Source organism: Agarilytica rhodophyticola (genome assembly GCF_002157225.2).
GTDB classification, from domain to species: Bacteria; Pseudomonadota; Gammaproteobacteria; order Pseudomonadales; family Cellvibrionaceae; genus Agarilytica; species Agarilytica rhodophyticola.
This window is the reverse complement of sequence record NZ_CP020038.1, coordinates 6,804,861-6,823,238: the sequence shown is the minus strand read 5'-3', so window position 1 is coordinate 6,823,238 and position 18,378 is coordinate 6,804,861. Positions and strand designations below refer to the sequence as shown.

The following is an 18,378-nucleotide window of genomic DNA, read 5'->3' as shown; positions in this document are numbered from 1 at the left end:
GTAAATCATGAGCATCGCAGAATACGCAATTACCAAGAAGACGATCTCTTGGATGATAACCCTCTTGTTGTTGATCGGCGGAATTGTCTCGTTCAATGATTTGGGACGTTTGGAAGATCCCGCTTTTACCATCAAGCAAGCGGTGGTTATTACTCAGTACCCTGGCGCTTCTGCGCTAGAAATAGAGGAAGAAGTTACCCTTCCTATAGAGAATGCAATCCAGCAACTGCCCTACGTAGATAAAGTGATTTCCACTTCTACACCCGGCTTATCCCAAGTCGAAGTAGAAATGAAAAGTATTTATCGCAAGGACGACCTTGCGCAAATTTGGGATGAAATGCGCCGAAAAATCAACGATATGCAGGGTCAGCTGCCGCCCGGCGCCAGGATGCCCATTGTCAATGATGACTTTGGTGACGTTTATGGTGTTTTCTTTGCCATCACCGGAGAAGGCTATAGCTATCATGAGTTATCTGATTACACAGATTTTCTCAGTCGTGAACTAGTGTTGGTGGAAGGTGTTGGTAAAGTTAGTATTGGTGGTCGTTTGGATGAGCAGGTCTTTATTGAAATCGACCGCGCTAAATTGAGTGCATCTGGCTTTTCGGCAGACAGCATTCGTCAGCTGTTAACAGGCCAAAACCTAGTTAATGATGCTGGGCATATTGAAGTGGGTAGCGAGTATCTACGTATTAAAACTAAATCCCTCAGCGGTGATGGGCTTGCTGCTTTAAATAGCTTGTTACTTGGCAGTAGCAATGGTCGTTTAGTCTACTTATCGGACGTGGCCAATCTATCGCGAGGTTACAAAGATCCGGCACGTCATTTATACCGCTTCAATGGTAAGCAAGCACTTACACTGGGTGTCTCTTTCGCAAGTGGCGTCAACGTTGTTGAAGTGGGCAAAAACATTACCGAGCGTTTAAGTGAGTTGGAATATGCGCGCCCAATAGGTATGCAGTTGCAAGCGATCTATGATCAGCCTGCACAAGTGGAAAGCTCTGTTGATAACTTTATTATCGGCCTAGGCCAAGCGGTTGTAATTGTGATAGTCGTGCTCATGTTTACCATGGGTTGGCGGCCAGGGGTGATCATGAGCCTGGTTCTTTTATTAACCATAGCCGGCACATTCATTGTCATGGGGATGTTCGATATCAACCTGCATCGTATTTCCCTGGGGGCACTTATTATTGCCTTGGGTATGCTGGTGGATAACGCCATTGTCATCACCGAAGGGATACTCATAAGTGTTCAAAGAGGGGAGTCGCGATTACAGTCGGCTATCCGTATCGTATCCCACACTCGATTACCCTTGCTAGGTGCGACGATTATTGCGATCACCGCATTTGCACCCATTGGCCTTTCTCCTGATGCCAGTGGAGAATTTACAGGTAGTCTGTTTTGGGTGTTATTTATCTCACTGCTTTTTAGCTGGGTTCTAGCTGTCTCGCTAACGCCGTTCTTTTGTTATTTACTGTTTCAAGAAAACGCCCAGCAACAAGAAGAGCAAAATGATCCGTATGCCGCTGGTATTTACTTGTCTTACCGCAAGCTATTAGATCTGACGCTGAAATTTCGTAAAACCACCATGATGGTGATGTTCGGTTTACTTGTCAGCGCCCTTATTGCTTTTACTAACGTCAAACAGGCATTTTTTCCTGACAGTTCGCTACCTATGTTTTTAGTGGATTACTGGTTACCCGAAGGTTCGAGTATTCAGAGCACTGAAGCCGATATTAAAAGTCTAGAAAAAGCTTTACTCAACATTCCAGAAATTAAGCAAGTAACGGCCACTATTGGTCAGGGTGCTCAGCGCTTTATGCTGACTTATACCCCGGAAAAGACCTATCCCAGTTATGCTCAATTAATGATACAAACCCATAGCTATGACCAATTGGAAGGGGTTAGAGAGAAGGTTGATGAGATTTTATTTACTTCTTACCCGCAGGCCTTCACTCGTTTTAACCGGATCTCCATAGGTCCCGCTACAGCGGCTAAAATTGAAGCTCGTTTGATAGGGCCTGATCCTAAAGTATTACGCTCTTTAGGGCAGGAAATTATCGCTTTACTAAATAGCGAGCCTGATGCCATTAATATTCGTCAGGATTGGCGAGAGAGAACTAAAGTTGTTCAACCTGTTTTTGATGACGCCGCAGCACGTCGTTTGGGAATAAGTCAGGCGGATTTGGATGTAGCATTAAATACAAATGTTTCTGGTCAACAAGTAGGGACCTATCGCCACGGTTCTGAAATTCTGCCCATTATCATAAGGCCGCCGGAAAAAGAGCGCCGTGGTATTGATCAATTGGAGCAAGTACAGGTGTATAGCCCGGTCACTCAAAGCTATATCAACATTGGCCAGTTTGTCCGCGGAATAGACTTGAACTGGGAAGACCCGATCATCAAACGGCGTGATCGTAAACGCACGCTTGCTGTGCTAGCTGATCCTGGACCAAACAGTAATGCCTTCGCTTTGCACCAAAAAATACGAGGATCAATTGAAGCCATTGAATTACCTGTAGGTTATAGCTTGCAATGGGGAGGTGAGTTCGAGGCGCAAGAGCAAGCTAATGAAGCTGTGTTTGCATTTTTACCCTTGGGCTTGCTAGTGATGATCGTGATCACGGTATTTATGTTTAACTCAGTCAAGCAAACTCTAGTTATATGGATCACAATACCTCTGGCTATTATTGGTGTCGCTTACGGCCTATTGCTCACCAGCTCAGCTTTTAGTTTTACCGCCTTGCTTGCGGTATTGAGTTTAATTGGTATGCAGATCAAAAATGGAATTGTGCTTGTCGAGGAGATTAAACGCCTCAAAGAGGAAGAAAACTTCGATTGGTATCAAGCGATTTGTGATGCTGCCGTAAGCCGTTTACGCCCTGTATCCATGGCGGCGCTCACTACGATATTGGGTATGATACCCTTACTGACCGATGTTTTCTTTCAGCCAATGGCTGTGACCATCATGTTTGGTTTGGGGTTTGCGACGATACTGACACTCATTGTTGTACCAGTATTATTTGCATTGTTTTACAGTGTGAAAAACACACAGTAGTAATTTAACACCTTCTATAAAAGCCTGGAATTTATCAACTTCTCTGGTTGTTAGGTTTCAGGCTTTCTTTTTCATCATTTATAAATGTGATATCGATTTGATAAGTTTAAGTGAACTTATAATTAATTATAGATACTTAGTTTAGTAAATGTTATCAATATCTAGAATATTTTAAGCATGAAAGTAAATTCAAATTCGTTATCCAATTATGCTCAAGCCTTAAGTCGTAGCAAACACGCTTTTATTGAGCCGACAAATGATCTTAAAAAAGCACTTCGCAATACTAAGTCCAGTAAAAGTATTCTTGCACAAGTAAAGAATATATCTATTTTCCACGAAGCTAAGGCCGCAAAGAAATCAAGAAAAGAAGCAAAGGAGCTAGTTAAGACAGCCGAGAATGCTATGCTCGATAGGCATCTTAAATTGAATCAAATATCTAACAATTATGAACCTGAAAGCATAACGCTGAGTCGCGAATTTCATGGTCTCAATGCGGAGCAAATGGCGATTGAGCACCTTAACATGTCGACTAAAAGCCTAGTCTCAGCGTTGAAGCAAAAAGCAGAACAATTGCGAAATTCAGAATAATTCAGATCTGTTCACAATAATAAAAAAGATTCTAATAAAGTTGCGTTCATATTTAGCTCGAAATTTTGCCGTCTTCTCCTTTGCAAGCTGTTTTAATAATTTTGGCCATTTGGTTTTCTAATGCACGGTAAAAGCCGGAGATTTACTATCTTGGCTTTCTTGTTTTAAATGAATCTATATATAGGTAATTATTTATTTTCAACTTAACATGTAGGATATTGCATATATGCTAGTAAGCCCATCATTAACTAATTATGCTCAAGCTCTAAATCGTAGTGAGCAGGCTTTGATTAAACCAACAAATGATCTTAAAAATGTACTTCAATCTACTAGATCGAGTAAAAATATTTTTGTACAGGTAAAAAAATTACCTCTTTCAAGCGAAGCCAGAGCTGCAAATAGTGAAACTAAAGCACTAAGACAGGATGCGAAAAAGCTAATTGAAACAGCCCAAGAGCTTATGGAAAACAGTAAAAAAGAATTAGTCGATATCTACAGTGGCGGTGAGCCTTATGATAACGATGGGAAACTTAAAAGAACTAAAGTCGATAGAGAATATTTTTCAGCTCCTTATACTCACATGACCAATGAGCTTGATATAAAAACTCAAAACCTAATCTCGAACTTGAGGGACAAGGCGCAGCAATTAAAAAATTTAAAATGAATGAGTTCCTATTCGCACTATTAAAACAGGTTCTAGTAATGGTGCAAGAGCAGTCGATGTGTTCCTAAATTTCCATTTGTTCTACCTGCTCAGAAGAAAATAAATCCTGTTGTTGTTCGAGCAAGAGTAATCTTTTTTTAGCATCGAGGCCGCCAGCGTAGCCGGTAAGAGAACCATTGCTGCCGATAATGCGATGGCAGGGCACTATAATGGATATGGCATTGGCGCCGTTGGCACTGGCTACGGCGCGAATGGCTTTTTCATTATTAATACTTTGTGCCAATTCAAGGTAACTTGAAGTACTGCCAAAAGGTACTTTGATTAATGCTTGCCATACCTGTTTTTGAAAGTCTGTGCCTACCAGCGCCAGAGGAATATCGAACTTTTCTCTTGTTCTATTAAAGTATTCATCTAGTTGGCATCGTGTTTGTTTCAAAACCTCGCAGTCTTCTTCTTTGAAAGCGGCTTTAAGGCCTCTGGCCAACCGGCTGTCTACGGCGCTTCTCATCTTGCGGTACTGCCAGTCGCACATACAAAGCTGGTTTTCAAAAGCACCGAGTTTTAGTAAGCCGTAGGGGGTGTCGTGATATTGAATTTGGATGGTTTGCATATAAATAGTCCCTTTTTGTATGCCTCTTTAGAAGAGCACATTGTGCGATAGTTGCAGGCTTAGTGGAGCCTGCTAATGCTTAAAATACCCTTTGGCCATTTATGTGTTACATAAACGACCATAGTATTTTAGTGTTTAAACTGACAAATAACTATGTAAATTTGCGCCTATTCGATGATTTCGACACCGCGCCAAAAAGCCACATGATCTTTTATCTGGATAGCAGCTTTTTTAGGCGACAAATAGTACCAAGCGGCGTCTGCGTTAGTTTCTCCATCGACATTGATAGAGTAGTAACTCGCTTCACCTTTCCAAAAACATGTAGACTTTTTATCACTTTCTGCAAAGTAATCCATATTTAACGACGATACGGGAAAGTAGTGATTGTTCTCGACAACTACAGTATTGTTACTCTCGGCTAAAACTTGTCCATTCCAAACGGCCTTCATGTTTTCCTCCACGTCATAATAATATTTAATATGAAAGGGGCTATAGACTAGAAATCTAGAGTTACCCTGATGTTATTTTCTCAGACTTTTTCTACGTAATTAAGTTCTTTATAAGGTTCTACAAATAAGTGCATGAAAAATATTTTTTTGGGTGGCCGCCATGTTATGGTTACTGTGAAGTACTGTTTTCGAGACGATTATTTCGGGATGACTAATTCGAGGTGATTATGAAAAAACTTAAAAATGAAAAGGAATTGGTTAAAAAAGCGATTGCCTTAGGGGTGAAATATGGTGAAGAGCGGGGGGTTGTGGAATTTGAGCCAACAGATTCTGCCAATGAAAAAATAGAATATATCTATCGGCTCTTAGTTCATGATAAAGTGATACAGCCGATCCCCGAAGACCAAGTGTCACAAAAATCCCTCAGACACAAATTGGCGATTTGGGCGTCGAAACACAGTTAGGCCCTAGCTCAAGCATGCGCTTTAACAAGCTGCTCTACATGAGCTAAAGCGCTTTTACCTAGTGCGCTCAAGTTGTAGCCACCTTCTAAAGAAGATACTACTCTGCCCTGACAGTATTGCTGGGCAAGGTTCAACAGTATTTTCGTTACCCAAGCGTAATCATCTTCATGGAGTTTGCATTGTGCTAGAGGGTCATCTTCATGTGCATCGAAGCCAGCAGAAATAAATAGCATTTCAGGTTTGAATTGATGTAGCTGCGGCAACCAAAGCTCTTCGATGGACATACGAAACAATTCGCTGTCCATCCCAGCTGGCAAAGCTGCGTTGATAATATGGCCATCTATTGAATCACAGCCTGTATAGGGATAAAACGGCGATTGATAGGTCTGGCATAAAAGTACCTTATCATTATCTTCGAAAATATCTTCTGTGCCATTGCCGTGGTGGACATCAAAGTCTAATACTGCCACACGGCTTAAATTGTGGTGCTTTATTGCATGAGCTGCACCGACTGCGATGCTGTTAAAGATACAAAATCCCATAGCTCTATTGTGCTCTGCGTGATGGCCCGGAGGTCTAACATTGCAAAAAGCGTTATCTGCTTTGCCTTCCATCACCATGTCACAGGCTTGCACAACTGCTCCGGCTGCAAGTTGTGCAGCACGTAGAGAAAATGGGTTCATCGAAGTGTCTGGGTCCAGGGCAACACGGCCTTCTTTGGGTGAAGTAGCGAAGATCTTATCCACATAGCGTTGATCGTGCACTCTGCCTAGCTGTTCTTGCGTCACAAGGTTTGCTTGGTAACTGTCCAGTTTTTCTATGAGTCCGCTTGACGTTAAGGCTTCATGTACGGCCGTTACTCGTTGTGGCGATTCGGCATGGCCTTCACCCATGTCATGTTTAATACAGTCCGGATGGCTGATATATGCGGTAGTCATGATGCTAAACGCCTCTTATTTTTCTCTGGGCAACGTATTGTTTTTTGCCGCTTGATCGCAGGTGTTAATAACAAATGGCAAACGGATCAATGTAATATTTAAACAATATGATAATTTATATTAGATCAGCGCTAAAGCATGAGGCAGGTAAACGAATAAACGTTATTCTCCATAACCATAGAAGAAGATCAAAAGGGTGAGCGAATGAAACTGAACGGGGTGATAAAGAGCTGGGCATTGGTAGCTGTTACAGCTTCGATAATAGGCTGCGGTAAGGCAAATGTGCGCGAGGATGTTGCTGTACAAGATACCTCTCCTTCGCAACAGTTACAGCAGGTTATCGATGATCACTGGGCCGACAACCTTGCTCGCAATCCCGTATTTGCGACTACCCTTGGGGTGAGAGACTATGATCAAAGTCTTGGACGGCAGTCGGTTGCAGCCATGGATGATGAAGTAGCTGCTGCAAAAGAGTTTTTGGCTCGCCTAGAAAAGATCGATATTGCCAGCTTATCTGCAGATGAACGTCTCAATGCCGAGTTACTCACTTTATCTTTAAAGAACGTTATCGAAGCGGCAAACTTTAACGGTCGCTTGATGCTTATCACCAACCGTGGTGGCTGGCATACTTTCTTTGCACGCTTACCTGAGCAGTTATCGTTTTTCAGCAAATCTGATTACAGCAGTTACATCGACCGCCTCAATGACTTCCCGCGCTACAATGATGAAGGTATTGCTACGCTAAGCGCTGCGATTGAAACTGGCTATACTCAGTCCTGCGAAGCGATGGAAGGCTATGAAGAATCTATAGCTGCTCATATCGTTGCCAAGACTGCCGACAGTATCTTTATGAAGCCCTTTACGAAAATGCCAGCTTCTATCGGCGAAGATGAGCAAAGTGCATTAAAGGCTGCTGCTGAGGAAGCTATTGAAAACAAGGTAATCCCCGCTTACAAGCGTTTCTATGATTTCTACTTAACCCAATATAATCCCAAATGTCGTAAAGCTTCAGGCCTTTATGGGCTTGCCGGTGCAGACGATTATTATGCTCACCGTGCGAGAATGTTCACCACCACTGACATGACGCCGGAGCAAATTCATCAGTTAGGTTTGGCTGAAGTGAAGCGGATTATTAGTGAGATGGAAGAAGTGATTAAATCTGTGGATTTCAAAGGAGATCGCGCCGAATTCGTTGAATTTCTACGCAAAGACCCACAGTTTTACCCAAAAACAGGCGAAGAACTTTTACGCTATGCCGCTTACATTTCAAAGAAAGCTGACGGTGCTTTGCCAAAAATGTTCTCGGTTATTCCGCGTATGCCTTATAGCGTGCAGGCAATCCCTGCTGATATTGCCGAAAAAACCACCACTGCTTATTATGAGCCACCAGCGGGGGACGGCACCAGAGCTGGGGTTTATCGTGTAAATTTATCTAAGTTGGATACTCGCCCACTGTTTGAAATGGAAGCCTTGAGCCTGCATGAAGCTGTGCCAGGTCATCACTTCCAGATTGCCTTGGCACAGGAATTAGGTGAACTACCCGCTTTTCGTCGCTTTGGTGGAATGACAGCATTTATTGAGGGCTGGGGACTTTACTCTGAACGTTTAGGTTTAGAGATGGGTTTTTATAAAGATCCTTACTCTAATTTTGGCCGATTATCTTATGAAATGTGGCGAGCTTGCCGCCTCGTGGTGGATACCGGCCTACACGCTAAAGGTTGGAGTCGACAACAAGCGATAGATTTTATGGCTGAAAACACTGCCTTGTCTTTGCACAATATTGAATCTGAAGTTGACCGTTATATTACTTGGCCGGGACAAGCTCTGGCTTATAAAATTGGCGAACTAAAAATTCGCGAGCTGCGAGCGATGGCGGAAGAAAGTCTGGGTGATAAGTTTAATGTACGTTACTTTCACGATGCTGTTTTAAGAAATGGTGCTGTACCTTTAACTGTCTTAGAAAACTTGATTACTGACTGGGTTGCTGAAGAAAAGAAACGTGTTAACTAATCCCAGCGGGTATAGATCGATATTGATTGTAGAAAGGTAGTCTGTAGTTAATTAAGGAAAATTCGTATGTCTGATATTAAGCAGCTTGGTAGTAAAGTCGTCTATGAAAATAAATGGATGACCGTGCGTGAAGATCGTATTGTTAGGCAAAGTGGTGCTGAGGGAATTTTCGGTGTTGTCGACAAACCTGACTTTGTCGTAATCGCTCCCATTGAAGGTGATTATATTCACCTGGTAGAACAATATCGCTATCCTGTGGGGCAGCGTTTTATGGAATTGCCACAAGGCTCTTGGGAAGAAAACCCTGAAGTTGATCATCTACAAGTTGCCATGGGAGAACTGCGTGAAGAAACAGGTCTTATTGCACAAGATCTGATCTATGTTGGCCATCAATATCTTGCCTATGGGTACTCGAATCAAGGCTATCACATTTATTTAGCAAAAAATTTGCAACAGCATGAACGCCAATGTGATTTGGAAGAAGAGGATCTCATTACTAAAAAAGTTACGCTCGATAGCTTTGAAGAGATGATTCGCAGCGGAATAATCAAGGATGCTACAACAATTACTGCATACAGCTTTATTAAGCTAAAAGGCTTACTTTAAAAGTAAGCCTTTTAATTAAGAGACAATAAAAATGAGTATATGGAAAAAAGATATTTCGCTTGAGATACTAAATCAACAATCTGCTAATACACTTGTTGAACATGTTGGTATTGAGATTACTGAAGTGGGCGACGACTACATTAAGGGAACAATGCCTGTGGATCATAGAACCCATCAGCCTATGGGAATCTTACACGGTGGAGCGTCAGTAGTATTGGCGGAAACACTAGGTAGTATTGCAGGTAACTGTGCTGTGAGTGATAAGCGTGCTTGTGTTGGTTTGGATATCAATGCCAATCATATTTCAAAAGTACAAAGTGGCCATGTCACAGGTATTGCTAAAGCGCTGCATATCGGGCGAGCAACTCAAGTGTGGGAGATTAAGCTTTATTCTGACAGTGGCAAGCTTACATGTGTTTCACGACTAACACTGGCGGTGATTGATATTGCCTGATTGACTAAACCTTATTTGCTGGCCGCTCAACCAATTTGATTTTGTATTATTCAATATTTTTATTTTTACACTAGCAAGCTCCGATTAAGTTAGAGCTTGCTTTACATAAAACCTATAGCTTTGTATGGTGCGTCTTTTAATTTGCGTGTTGTATGATATGAGTACTGGTTTTGCCCGCCGCTTCATTAGCCTGATTGATCAATTCGCCCAGGGAAATAAAAAACAATTTGCCGAATTAACTGGCAAATCTCCTTCACATGTTTACCGTATTTGTCGCGGAACAAGTCGCCCCTCTATGGCGTACTTAGAGCATTTATATTCGTTGTTTTCACTAGATTTAAATTGGCTTTTAACCGGTGAAAAACCTATTGAGCAAGATAGCTTTAGTTCCACCCAAGATTTATTGTTAGTTCCCAAGCTTGATGTAGAAGTGAGTGCGGGCTTTGGTTCTGAGGTAGGCTACGAAGAAATTGATGAGCAATTTGCTTTGAATAAACGTTGGCTTAGTTCCCAACTCAGTGTTCATAGTGATCAACTAGCATTTGTATCTGTACGCGGCGATAGTATGTTACCTACTTTATATCACGGTGACATGGTACTGATGGATTTAAGCCAAAAGCAACCTAGTGGTGAAGGCATTTTTGTTTTACAAACGCAAGACGGATTAATGGCCAAACGTTTGCAACAGAAGTCAGATCATGTGGCGGTAATAAGCGATAATTCAGATTATCCCAGTTGGCGCATCGATGAAAAAAATGCCGAGCACAATAACATCATTGGAAAAATTGTTTGGTGTGGACGCAGCCTTTAATGATTGGTTTACTGATCAACATCGTCCACGTCAACTTGCCCCGACATACGCCTTCTTATATGTGACCAGGACATGCCCATTGCCAAAATAAATGACAGGGCCACAAGGATAATCCAGGTAAGTAACGAAATATTAGCAATATCCATAATTTCACGATCAACTAATAGCCAAATAATACAAGCAAACAAAGCCGAAGATAGGGATACGCCAATAATACCGAGGGAGCGCATAGTTGCGCGTAAATAAATCGCCCAACCAATAGCCAAGCCCACACCAGATAAAGCCATCACCGGACCGATGTTAGGAAACACCGAAAGTACCCAACTCACATAGGAATAGGGCGTTGGGTTGTATGTGGCCATTACTAATAAAATAGCAAAAATAAAGCGAATGCTAATGCCCATGGTATTTATATTTGTCATGATAAAACCTCTAATGTTTAGCGTATTTACTGGGCATCTATATTTTGCATTTCATTTTCAATCCATGTTTCCACTTCTTCCATAATCTGTTTGTTGGTTTTTTCCTTGGTTTCAATTTTGGGGCCTATGCTAACGGTCACCATACCAGGGTATTTCATAAAGCTGTTGGATGGCCAGCAACGTCCTGAGTTAACAGCTACCGGTAAAATATCCACATCTGCTGAGCTGGCAATATCAGCACCACTGCGGGCATAGGTGCCTTTTTCTCCAGGAGCTGTGCGGGTGCCTTCAGGAAATAATATGATATTAAAATTATTTTCGATACGGGCTATGCCTTTGCTCTTTACTTGTCGCAAGGCTTCCCGTGGGTTGCTGCGATTAATGGCAATGGGGTTCATTGCTATAAGGCCCCAACCAAAAAATGGTATGCGCAGCAGTTCTTTTTTTAACACTGTTGAGGCAGGCCAAAATAGGCTTTGTAAAAATAAGGTTTCCCAGGCACTTTGATGTTTTGCTAGCACGACGGCTGGTTGAATATCCTCGGTTAGGTGTTCTCGGCCAAGTACTTGGTAGCGAATATTGCAAGATATTTTCAGCCAAACAATGACGACAGTAGTCCAAGTTGAAATAATTTTATGACGCACAAGAGGTGGCGATAACCACAGAAACAACGACAGAGTTCCATAGGAAACTGTGAGAACAAAGTAGCCTATAGCAAAGATGGATGAGCGTATAAATAACAAAGGTTATGTTTCCTTATACAAAGTAAGTCAATGTCCAAGTAGCTCGTCAACATATGATGCGAGATCATCATAAATAGCTACGGATTGATAATCGGGATTTGCACTAAGTGTCTGAGCTGTTTTTATACCATTGCCTGTACGCACAAGAATGGGGGTGCAGCCTTTAGCATTAGCCGCGTCAATGTCTCGCTTGGAATCACCGACAAAGGGCACCTTATCAAGGCTAATGGCAAATTGCTGTTCTATTTCATCGAGCATCCCGATCTTGGGTTTGCGGCAGAGGCAATTATCTTCGGGTAGGTGAGGGCAATAAAAAATTCCTGCAATAATGCCCCCCTGTTGGTCCACTAGTTCACCGAGTCGATGATGAATTGCCTCCATATTTTCCAGCGTGTATAAACCGCGGCCAATACCCGATTGGTTAGTGGCGATAGCGACGTTAAAACCCGCTGCACACAGGCGCCCAATAGCTTCTATGCTGCCGGGTATGGGATGCCACTCTGCAAGACTTTTTATATAGTCTGGGGAGTCATAATTAATGACACCATCGCGATCCAAGATAACCCAAGCAGTCATAAACTAAGCCTTCATATCCTTAAGCCTTGACCACCAGGTAAGAGATATCGGCAACTTCTAGGAATACATTGCGCAATTGGTTGAGCAGCGCTAGGCGATTATCTCGCACAGCGCTATCGTCGGTCATGACCATGACGTTATCGAAAAAAGCATCAACTGGATCTTTTAAGGCGGCAAGAGCACTAAGGGCTTGGGTATATTGTGATTGCTTAACCAACGGTGCTGCTTGTTCGTAACTATCGGCCAGGGCCTGATTCAAGGCTTTCTCCGCATCTTCTTTAAGTAAGGCAATATCCACAGAAGCGGGGATAACACCATCTTGTTTGTTGAGGATATTCGATACACGCTTATTGGCGGCTGCTAAGGATTGAGCTTGTGGTAGCTGAGTAAATGCCGCCACAGCATGTACCCTGTGATTAATATCCAAAGGGGTACTCAACTGTTTTGCGTGCACAGCTTGGAATATCTCTGGAGCGATATTCTCTTCTTCATACCAGGCTTTAAAGCGCTCTAAGCAGTAGGAAAGTACATCGCTAACCACCGTTTCTTTAGCTGGCAGTTCGCTAAAATTAGATGCTGCAAAGCTCACCAGTTCTTTTAAATCTAGAGCGTAAGACTTCTCTACCAAGATACGCAAAATACCTAAGCTAGCCCGTCTTAAAGCAAAGGGGTCTTTAGAACCTGTTGGCTTTAAGCCTATGCCAAAAATTCCGGTGATGGTATCGATACGATCTGCTAGGGCGATAATGGCACCTACGTCTGATACTGGCACAGCATCGCCAGCAAACTTAGGCATATATTGCTCTTCGATTGCTTGCGCCACCGCTTCCGGTTCACCGTCGTTAAGGGCGTAGTGAAAGCCGGCGATACCTTGCATATCGGGAAATTCGTAAACCATTGACGAGACCAGATCCGATTTACACAGTTGGGCTGCTCGCTCGACCAAGTTCTTATCGACATTACTTATGGCTTCGCTGATAAAGCCGGCCAACTGTTTGATACGCTCCGTCTTATCGAAAATGCTACCAAGCTTGGCTTGGAAAAGTACGGTCTTCAATTTTTCCCGACGATCTTCAAGGGAGGTATTTTTATCCGTATTATAGAAAAATGCTGCATCTGCTAAACGAGGGCGAATGACTCGCTCATTCCCATCCACTACTTTCTCAGGGGCCTTACTCTCAATGTTAGATACAGTAATAAAATAAGGCATAAGCTTATTTTTCTTATCCACCACATGGAAATATTTTTGGTGTTCCTTCATGGAGGAGATCAATGCTTGTGCCGGAACGCTCAAAAAATCCTCATCAAAGCGACCTGCAAGGGCAACTGGCCATTCAACGAGCCCCGTTACCTCATCCAATAAATCTTCGCTAATTACCGCTGTACCATTGATCTTGTCAGCTGCTGATTCTACTTGGCGCTTGATTTCAGCCTTTCTTTTATCGAAATCAGCGATTATTTTGCCTTTGTTATAAAGTAACATATCGTATTGATCGACATTTGATATGCTCAGAAACTCATTAGCGTGAAAACGGTGACCTCGCGTAGCTTGTCCTGCCTCGGTTCCGAGTATGGATTCTTTGATAAGCTCTTCATCGAGCATCAATACTATCCACTGCACTGGACGGACAAACTCGGTGCGGCTAGCCCCCCAACGCATGCGCTTCTTGATGGGCAAATTGGTTAGCGCATTACGGACGATATCAGCCAATAGTTGCTTGCTTTCTTCGCCGCCACTTGTGCTAGTGCACACAAGCTTGTCTTGCTTGCCATCTGACTCTGTCATCAGGCTTTCAACAGCAATATTATTCTTTTTGGCGAAGGCTTGGGCCGCCTTTGTGGGATTACCATCACTATCAAAAGCGATTTTTGCAGGTGGGCCCCAAACTTTGTTTTCTTCTATTGGGGTTTTCTCTGCCAGGCCCTCAACAATAACGGCAAGTCTGCGAGGTGTTGCGAAAGCGCGGCTGTTGTCAAAGCCAATTTTCTGCGCGGATAAACCCTTTTCGATTCCAGAAGTGAAGGCGTCACTAAGCTCTTTTAGTGAGGTGGGTGGCAGTTCTTCGGTGCCGATTTCAACTAAGAATGTCTGTGTCATGATGTTTTCTCCTCGGCAGCTTGAACACGTTTTTTCACTTCTTCTTTTAAATCATCAGGAGCCAGAGGGAAGTCAAGTTTGAGGCGCGAGTCAAAGTAGGCCTGGGCTACAGCACGAGCCAGGTTGCGAACGCGCAAAATATAACGTTGTCTCTCGGTAACCGATATGGCCTGCCTAGCATCGAGTAAATTGAAAGCATGAGAAGCCTTCATAACCATTTCATAGGCAGGTAAGGGCAAGCCTTGCTCAATTAATAATTCCGATTCCTTCTCACAGACATCGAAGGTGTTAAAGAGAAAGTCGACATTAGCGTGGCTAAAGTTAAAGTGTGACATTTCCACTTCATTTTGATGGAAAACATCACCATAGGTCACTTCTTCTCCGCTTGGCCCTCGTGTCCAAACAAGATCAAAAATAGAGCTTTTGTCTTGTAGATACATAGCCAAACGTTCAAGACCATAGGTGATTTCACCAGTGACAGGAAAGCATTCGAGGCCACCTACCTGCTGAAAGTAGGTAAATTGTGTCACTTCCATACCATTGAGCCAGACTTCCCAGCCCAAGCCCCACGCTCCAAGGGTAGGGGATTCCCAGTTATCTTCTACAAAGCGAACGTCGTGAGTTTGGGTATCAAAGCCAAGATACTCCAAAGATCCAAGATACAACTCTTGGATATTGGAAGGTGATGGTTTTAGCACTACCTGAAATTGGTAATAATGCTGTAAACGATTAGGGTTTTCACCATAACGACCATCAGTAGGCCTGCGGCATGGTTGCACATAAGCACTGTTCCAGGTTTCTGGACCAATGGCACGCAGAAAGGTTGCTGGATGGAATGTTCCTGCACCGACTTCCATATCAAGCGGTTGCAAAATCACGCAGCCTTGATTTGCCCAGTAATGTTGTAGGGCATGAATGAGGCCTTGAAAAGTCGAAACATCAGGTTGTGACACGTAAGTATTCTCTTTTAATCGTACAAGTCATTGGGACGCCACATATACAATATTTGGGGAGGCGTTTTTTTGGAGGACGCAATTATAGCGAGCAGTCAATGATTCCACCATTGCTGGTGTGTGATAGAGCTAATTAAATACACATTGAAGTAATAAAAGGGGCTATTTTGCCGTCTGTTGTCGTTGCTTCACTTGCTCATAGCGCTACTATTATTGGCGGCAAGTGACTAAAAAGTCAGCAATATAAGACGCATTGGCTTATGAGAGCCCAAACTAGACAGCATAAAACCACTCTGGGTACGTGATTTTCTGTACGGGAGGAGTGGAATCATTGCGTCTTTCAATTTCATTTTGAGCTTGATCAACCAAGTATTGTTGTTGGTCAATGGACATGTTGTCGAAGCCTTTAGGCTCAGCAATAAGTTGTGGTAAGGCTAAGGTTGCATAATCAACGTGACTATCTAAAAACCAAACTGGCTGAAACGGAGGATGATCTTCGTTGCTACGCCGGGCGATTTCGTCAGAAATAAGCGTGATAATACGGTTCTTACTCTCTCCATCTAGCCGATCGAAGCCGTCGGGCTTGCTGGTTAAATCTTCGTTACTTATTTGCTGATACAGTGTTGTTGTATCCACGCTGGAGGTATCGATACTCGCCAGACGACTATCCAGCACCTCTATTTTGCGTGTGTAAGTGGCCAAAAGCTTGTTAGCATCTGTTTTTTGTTGATTCAGTGCATCGGCTCTAGACATGAGGTCATTATAGTGTGCCACATGCTGATCAAGTTGCCCTTTGATTTCTATATGCTCACTACGTTCGGCTAGATATTTTTGAGTGAGATCGCTTAGCTGTTGCTCTAAATGATTAAGGGTTTTTTCTTGTTCTTTACCAATATTATCTCTGTCTTGTAGCAGAGACCTTGTATGTCCCAGAGCCATAGCATAGCCGGATGTTGCTTCCCTAAAGCTGCTATATCCCGCCTCTAATTCTCGGCGAAAAGTATCATAGGCTAGTGCCTGTGAGTTAGCTTCTACTTGAAGGCGACTGATATCTGCTCTGTTTTTATCCAGGTCAGATTTTATATTGATGATTTCTTTATCTAATGAAGCAATCCCATGATCGAGCTGTGCCATATCGTTTTCCAATTCATCCTTTCTACGGCTAGCTTGAACATAACTTTGATTATGCTGTTGTGCTTGTTTTATGAGTTCCGATTCTTCTTTGCCAAGAGATTGGATTAGGGATTGTTGCTGACTTTTTAAATCTTGATAAATGTCTTTTTGTACAAGGTTTTGAGCGGCCCTTTGTTGTTCAACTGGAATATTATTAGAGTTTATTTCAGCTTCGCCAGATTCTTGGTTAGCAGGTATATATGTTAAATCCATATTCTCCGCAGAGGTTTGTGCAAGCGGGCGAGGGATTTCCTTTTCCCCGTGTAAAGTATCATTAAACTTGTATTTTGGCCCATAGTCTACAAGCAACTGTTCCCCGGCTTTAATATCGCGCTTGGCATAGTAAACCCAAATGGGAGGGGCTGGATTGTCGTCTTCATCTAAAGTAGCAATATTGATAACGCCCATATTGTGTTCTTTTTCATCGTGATTAATCATGGCTGCCATATTCCCGGCACCATAAGCGGATAGATTTAGTTTGCGAGAAACGCCCTGACTATCGGGAAACTGAACACTCTCCCAAGAGTAACTAACTAGGCGATTCTGCGCATCTTTCTGTGCTTCGTTCGCCGTAACATTCAAACTCGCTGTAAGTTCTTCGGCTATTTTGTTTTTCAACTTTCGCCATTGATGATGATTAACATATTGAGCACCATATATAATTGGTGTTCCGGCAGGAATATCTTCCTTAGCCACAACACCTCTTATACCTAGGGTTCCATGACCCTTTTGGGCTCCTGCCGAAAGTGTAGATAGGTGTTTTTCTTCTATAGTAGCTAACTCAAAGTACTTTAATTCATGAATACGGCGTGTTTCATCATTATCAAGAATTTTATTGAGATTTTCAGCAAGAGTATCTCTTAACTCTTCATTGGGTATTTTCTTTTTTAATACTGATATATTTATTTTTCTTGGTTGCGGTAAAGTCGGATGTTTTTCTTTGGGGTTGTACTGAGACTGCACAATTGGCCGCTGAGCCATAACCTCTGGGTCAGCATTGGGTACAACAGAGACTTTGAGCTTTATATTCTCGCTTGGTGTAATAGTGCCTTGTTCGATCTCTTTTCTAATTCTCGTTTCTAGTAACTTAAGATCTAAACTATAAGACGCAATCGATGTGGGACTAGCCGGAGGTGGTGCATTTCTTTTTTTTGTCGGCCTACCGTGATCATAGGTTCGATTCTCCGCACCGGCATTTTTCAAACGGGTGCTCCGCCTTTTCTTGGTGTTTCCTACCTCTCTTTCATTATGATCGGAATTGGAATTAACTCCCGGTGGATTATTTATAGGTGCTATTGGTCTGGGAGTAAAGTGTGTTTTCATAACCGTTTCTAGGCGCTTAAAGTGTCATATATGGTTTGTGAGTCAACGCCGAAAAGGTTCAAAGATACACGCAATTATTTTTATAACTCCATCTCCACACCTTACTTATGTATTTTTTACTTAAAGAAATACATAAGTAAGCCGAATATAAAAAGTAACTTACAAACAAATATTGGTAATAGCTCACTATCCTATGTACAAGCCAAATTTTTTATATCTTTTTAAAGTAAAAATTCGGTTCAAATATACTTTTAGTATGTTTTGCGGCACCTCTTGCATGTAATATTCTGTGAAATTCATGTGGACTTACCAGTTTTCATACGGCGCCATTTTGTTGGATAAGTTAGATTTTATAAACTATATATTACTGAGTGTTTCTCCTTACCTACGAGTAATGTGAGTGCTCTATAGCTATATGCGCAAACTAGATATAAATGA

Annotated in this window: 17 protein-coding genes; 8 read left to right on the top strand and 9 right to left on the bottom strand. The window is 42.5% G+C overall.

Features of this window, described 5'->3' with window-relative positions; translation table 11 throughout:
• The first annotated feature begins 7 nt into the window (after nucleotides 1-7).
• The 3 genes from BVC89_RS28105 (at nucleotide 8) to BVC89_RS28095 (ending at nucleotide 4,310) form a co-directional block, all read left to right on the top strand.
• On the top strand, nucleotides 8-3,058 hold the full coding sequence (locus tag BVC89_RS28105) for an efflux RND transporter permease subunit (protein WP_086934400.1): 3,051 nt from the start codon (nucleotides 8-10) through the stop codon (nucleotides 3,056-3,058).
• Between the two features lie 177 nt (nucleotides 3,059-3,235).
• A complete protein-coding gene (locus tag BVC89_RS28100) occupies nucleotides 3,236-3,646 on the top strand; it encodes a hypothetical protein (RefSeq protein ID WP_086934399.1) in 411 nt (136 codons plus the stop codon).
• A 226-nt stretch (nucleotides 3,647-3,872) separates the two neighbouring features.
• The gene (locus BVC89_RS28095) at nucleotides 3,873-4,310 is read left to right on the top strand and encodes a glutathione S-transferase family protein (protein WP_086934398.1); all 438 of its coding nucleotides are present in this window, start codon (nucleotides 3,873-3,875) and stop codon (nucleotides 4,308-4,310) included.
• 64 nt (nucleotides 4,311-4,374) lie between these two features.
• Here BVC89_RS28095 and BVC89_RS28090 read toward each other — a convergent pair whose 3' ends face one another.
• Both BVC89_RS28090 and BVC89_RS28085 read right to left on the bottom strand, forming a co-directional pair.
• Complete coding sequence (locus tag BVC89_RS28090) at nucleotides 4,375-4,920, bottom strand: methylated-DNA--[protein]-cysteine S-methyltransferase (protein ID WP_086934397.1); 546 nt, start codon at nucleotides 4,918-4,920, stop codon at nucleotides 4,375-4,377.
• Between the two features lie 167 nt (nucleotides 4,921-5,087).
• Complete coding sequence (locus BVC89_RS28085) at nucleotides 5,088-5,369, bottom strand: DUF427 domain-containing protein (protein WP_086934396.1); 282 nt, start codon at nucleotides 5,367-5,369, stop codon at nucleotides 5,088-5,090.
• Between the two features lie 227 nt (nucleotides 5,370-5,596).
• On the opposite strand from BVC89_RS28085, the gene BVC89_RS28080 reads away from it, so the two are divergent.
• Nucleotides 5,597-5,833 carry a DUF5062 family protein gene (locus BVC89_RS28080; protein ID WP_086934395.1) on the top strand — a complete coding sequence of 79 codons (237 nt, stop codon included), beginning with the start codon at nucleotides 5,597-5,599 and terminating at the stop codon, nucleotides 5,831-5,833.
• 8 nt (nucleotides 5,834-5,841) lie between these two features.
• Here the strand turns inward: BVC89_RS28080 and BVC89_RS28075 are convergent, their stop codons facing one another.
• Entirely contained in the window at nucleotides 5,842-6,771 is a 930-nt protein-coding gene (locus BVC89_RS28075; protein ID WP_086934394.1) for a histone deacetylase family protein, read from the bottom strand.
• A gap of 204 nt (nucleotides 6,772-6,975) precedes the next feature.
• Here BVC89_RS28075 and BVC89_RS28070 point away from each other — a divergent pair, with 204 nt between their 5' ends.
• The 4 genes from BVC89_RS28070 to BVC89_RS28055 all read left to right on the top strand — a co-directional run bounded on the left by BVC89_RS28070 (nucleotide 6,976) and on the right by BVC89_RS28055 (nucleotide 10,652).
• The gene (locus BVC89_RS28070; RefSeq protein WP_086934393.1) at nucleotides 6,976-8,781 is read left to right on the top strand and encodes a DUF885 domain-containing protein; all 1,806 of its coding nucleotides are present in this window, start codon (nucleotides 6,976-6,978) and stop codon (nucleotides 8,779-8,781) included.
• 66 nt (nucleotides 8,782-8,847) lie between these two features.
• Complete coding sequence (locus tag BVC89_RS28065) at nucleotides 8,848-9,387, top strand: NUDIX hydrolase (RefSeq protein WP_086934392.1); 540 nt, start codon at nucleotides 8,848-8,850, stop codon at nucleotides 9,385-9,387.
• Between the two features lie 31 nt (nucleotides 9,388-9,418).
• A complete protein-coding gene (locus BVC89_RS28060) occupies nucleotides 9,419-9,841 on the top strand; it encodes a hotdog fold thioesterase (protein WP_086934391.1) in 423 nt (140 codons plus the stop codon).
• Between the two features lie 157 nt (nucleotides 9,842-9,998).
• On the top strand, nucleotides 9,999-10,652 hold the full coding sequence (locus BVC89_RS28055; RefSeq protein ID WP_086934390.1) for an XRE family transcriptional regulator: 654 nt from the start codon (nucleotides 9,999-10,001) through the stop codon (nucleotides 10,650-10,652).
• A gap of 8 nt (nucleotides 10,653-10,660) precedes the next feature.
• On the opposite strand, the gene BVC89_RS28050 is transcribed toward BVC89_RS28055, so the two are convergent.
• The 6 genes from BVC89_RS28050 to BVC89_RS28025 form a co-directional block, all read right to left on the bottom strand.
• Nucleotides 10,661-11,074: a DUF6524 family protein gene (locus BVC89_RS28050; protein WP_086934389.1), complete on the bottom strand. Its 414-nt coding sequence runs from the start codon at nucleotides 11,072-11,074 to the stop codon at nucleotides 10,661-10,663.
• A 26-nt stretch (nucleotides 11,075-11,100) separates the two neighbouring features.
• On the bottom strand, nucleotides 11,101-11,817 hold the full coding sequence (locus BVC89_RS28045; RefSeq protein ID WP_086934388.1) for a lysophospholipid acyltransferase family protein: 717 nt from the start codon (nucleotides 11,815-11,817) through the stop codon (nucleotides 11,101-11,103).
• 27 nt (nucleotides 11,818-11,844) lie between these two features.
• Complete coding sequence (gene gmhB / locus BVC89_RS28040; RefSeq protein WP_086934387.1) at nucleotides 11,845-12,393, bottom strand: D-glycero-beta-D-manno-heptose 1,7-bisphosphate 7-phosphatase; 549 nt, start codon at nucleotides 12,391-12,393, stop codon at nucleotides 11,845-11,847.
• Nucleotides 12,394-12,412: 19 nt separating this feature from the next.
• Entirely contained in the window at nucleotides 12,413-14,491 is a 2,079-nt protein-coding gene (gene glyS / locus BVC89_RS28035; RefSeq protein WP_086934386.1) for a glycine--tRNA ligase subunit beta, read from the bottom strand.
• Nucleotides 14,488-15,444 (bottom strand): glycine--tRNA ligase subunit alpha, encoded by a 957-nt coding sequence (glyQ, locus tag BVC89_RS28030; protein WP_086934385.1) that lies wholly within the window; start codon nucleotides 15,442-15,444, stop codon nucleotides 14,488-14,490. Before glyQ ends, glyS begins: the two co-directional genes overlap by 4 nt.
• Nucleotides 15,445-15,717: 273 nt before the next feature.
• Nucleotides 15,718-17,940 carry an SET domain-containing protein gene (locus BVC89_RS28025; RefSeq protein ID WP_086934384.1) on the bottom strand — a complete coding sequence of 741 codons (2,223 nt, stop codon included), beginning with the start codon at nucleotides 17,938-17,940 and terminating at the stop codon, nucleotides 15,718-15,720.
• Nucleotides 17,941-18,378: the final 438 nt, after the last annotated feature.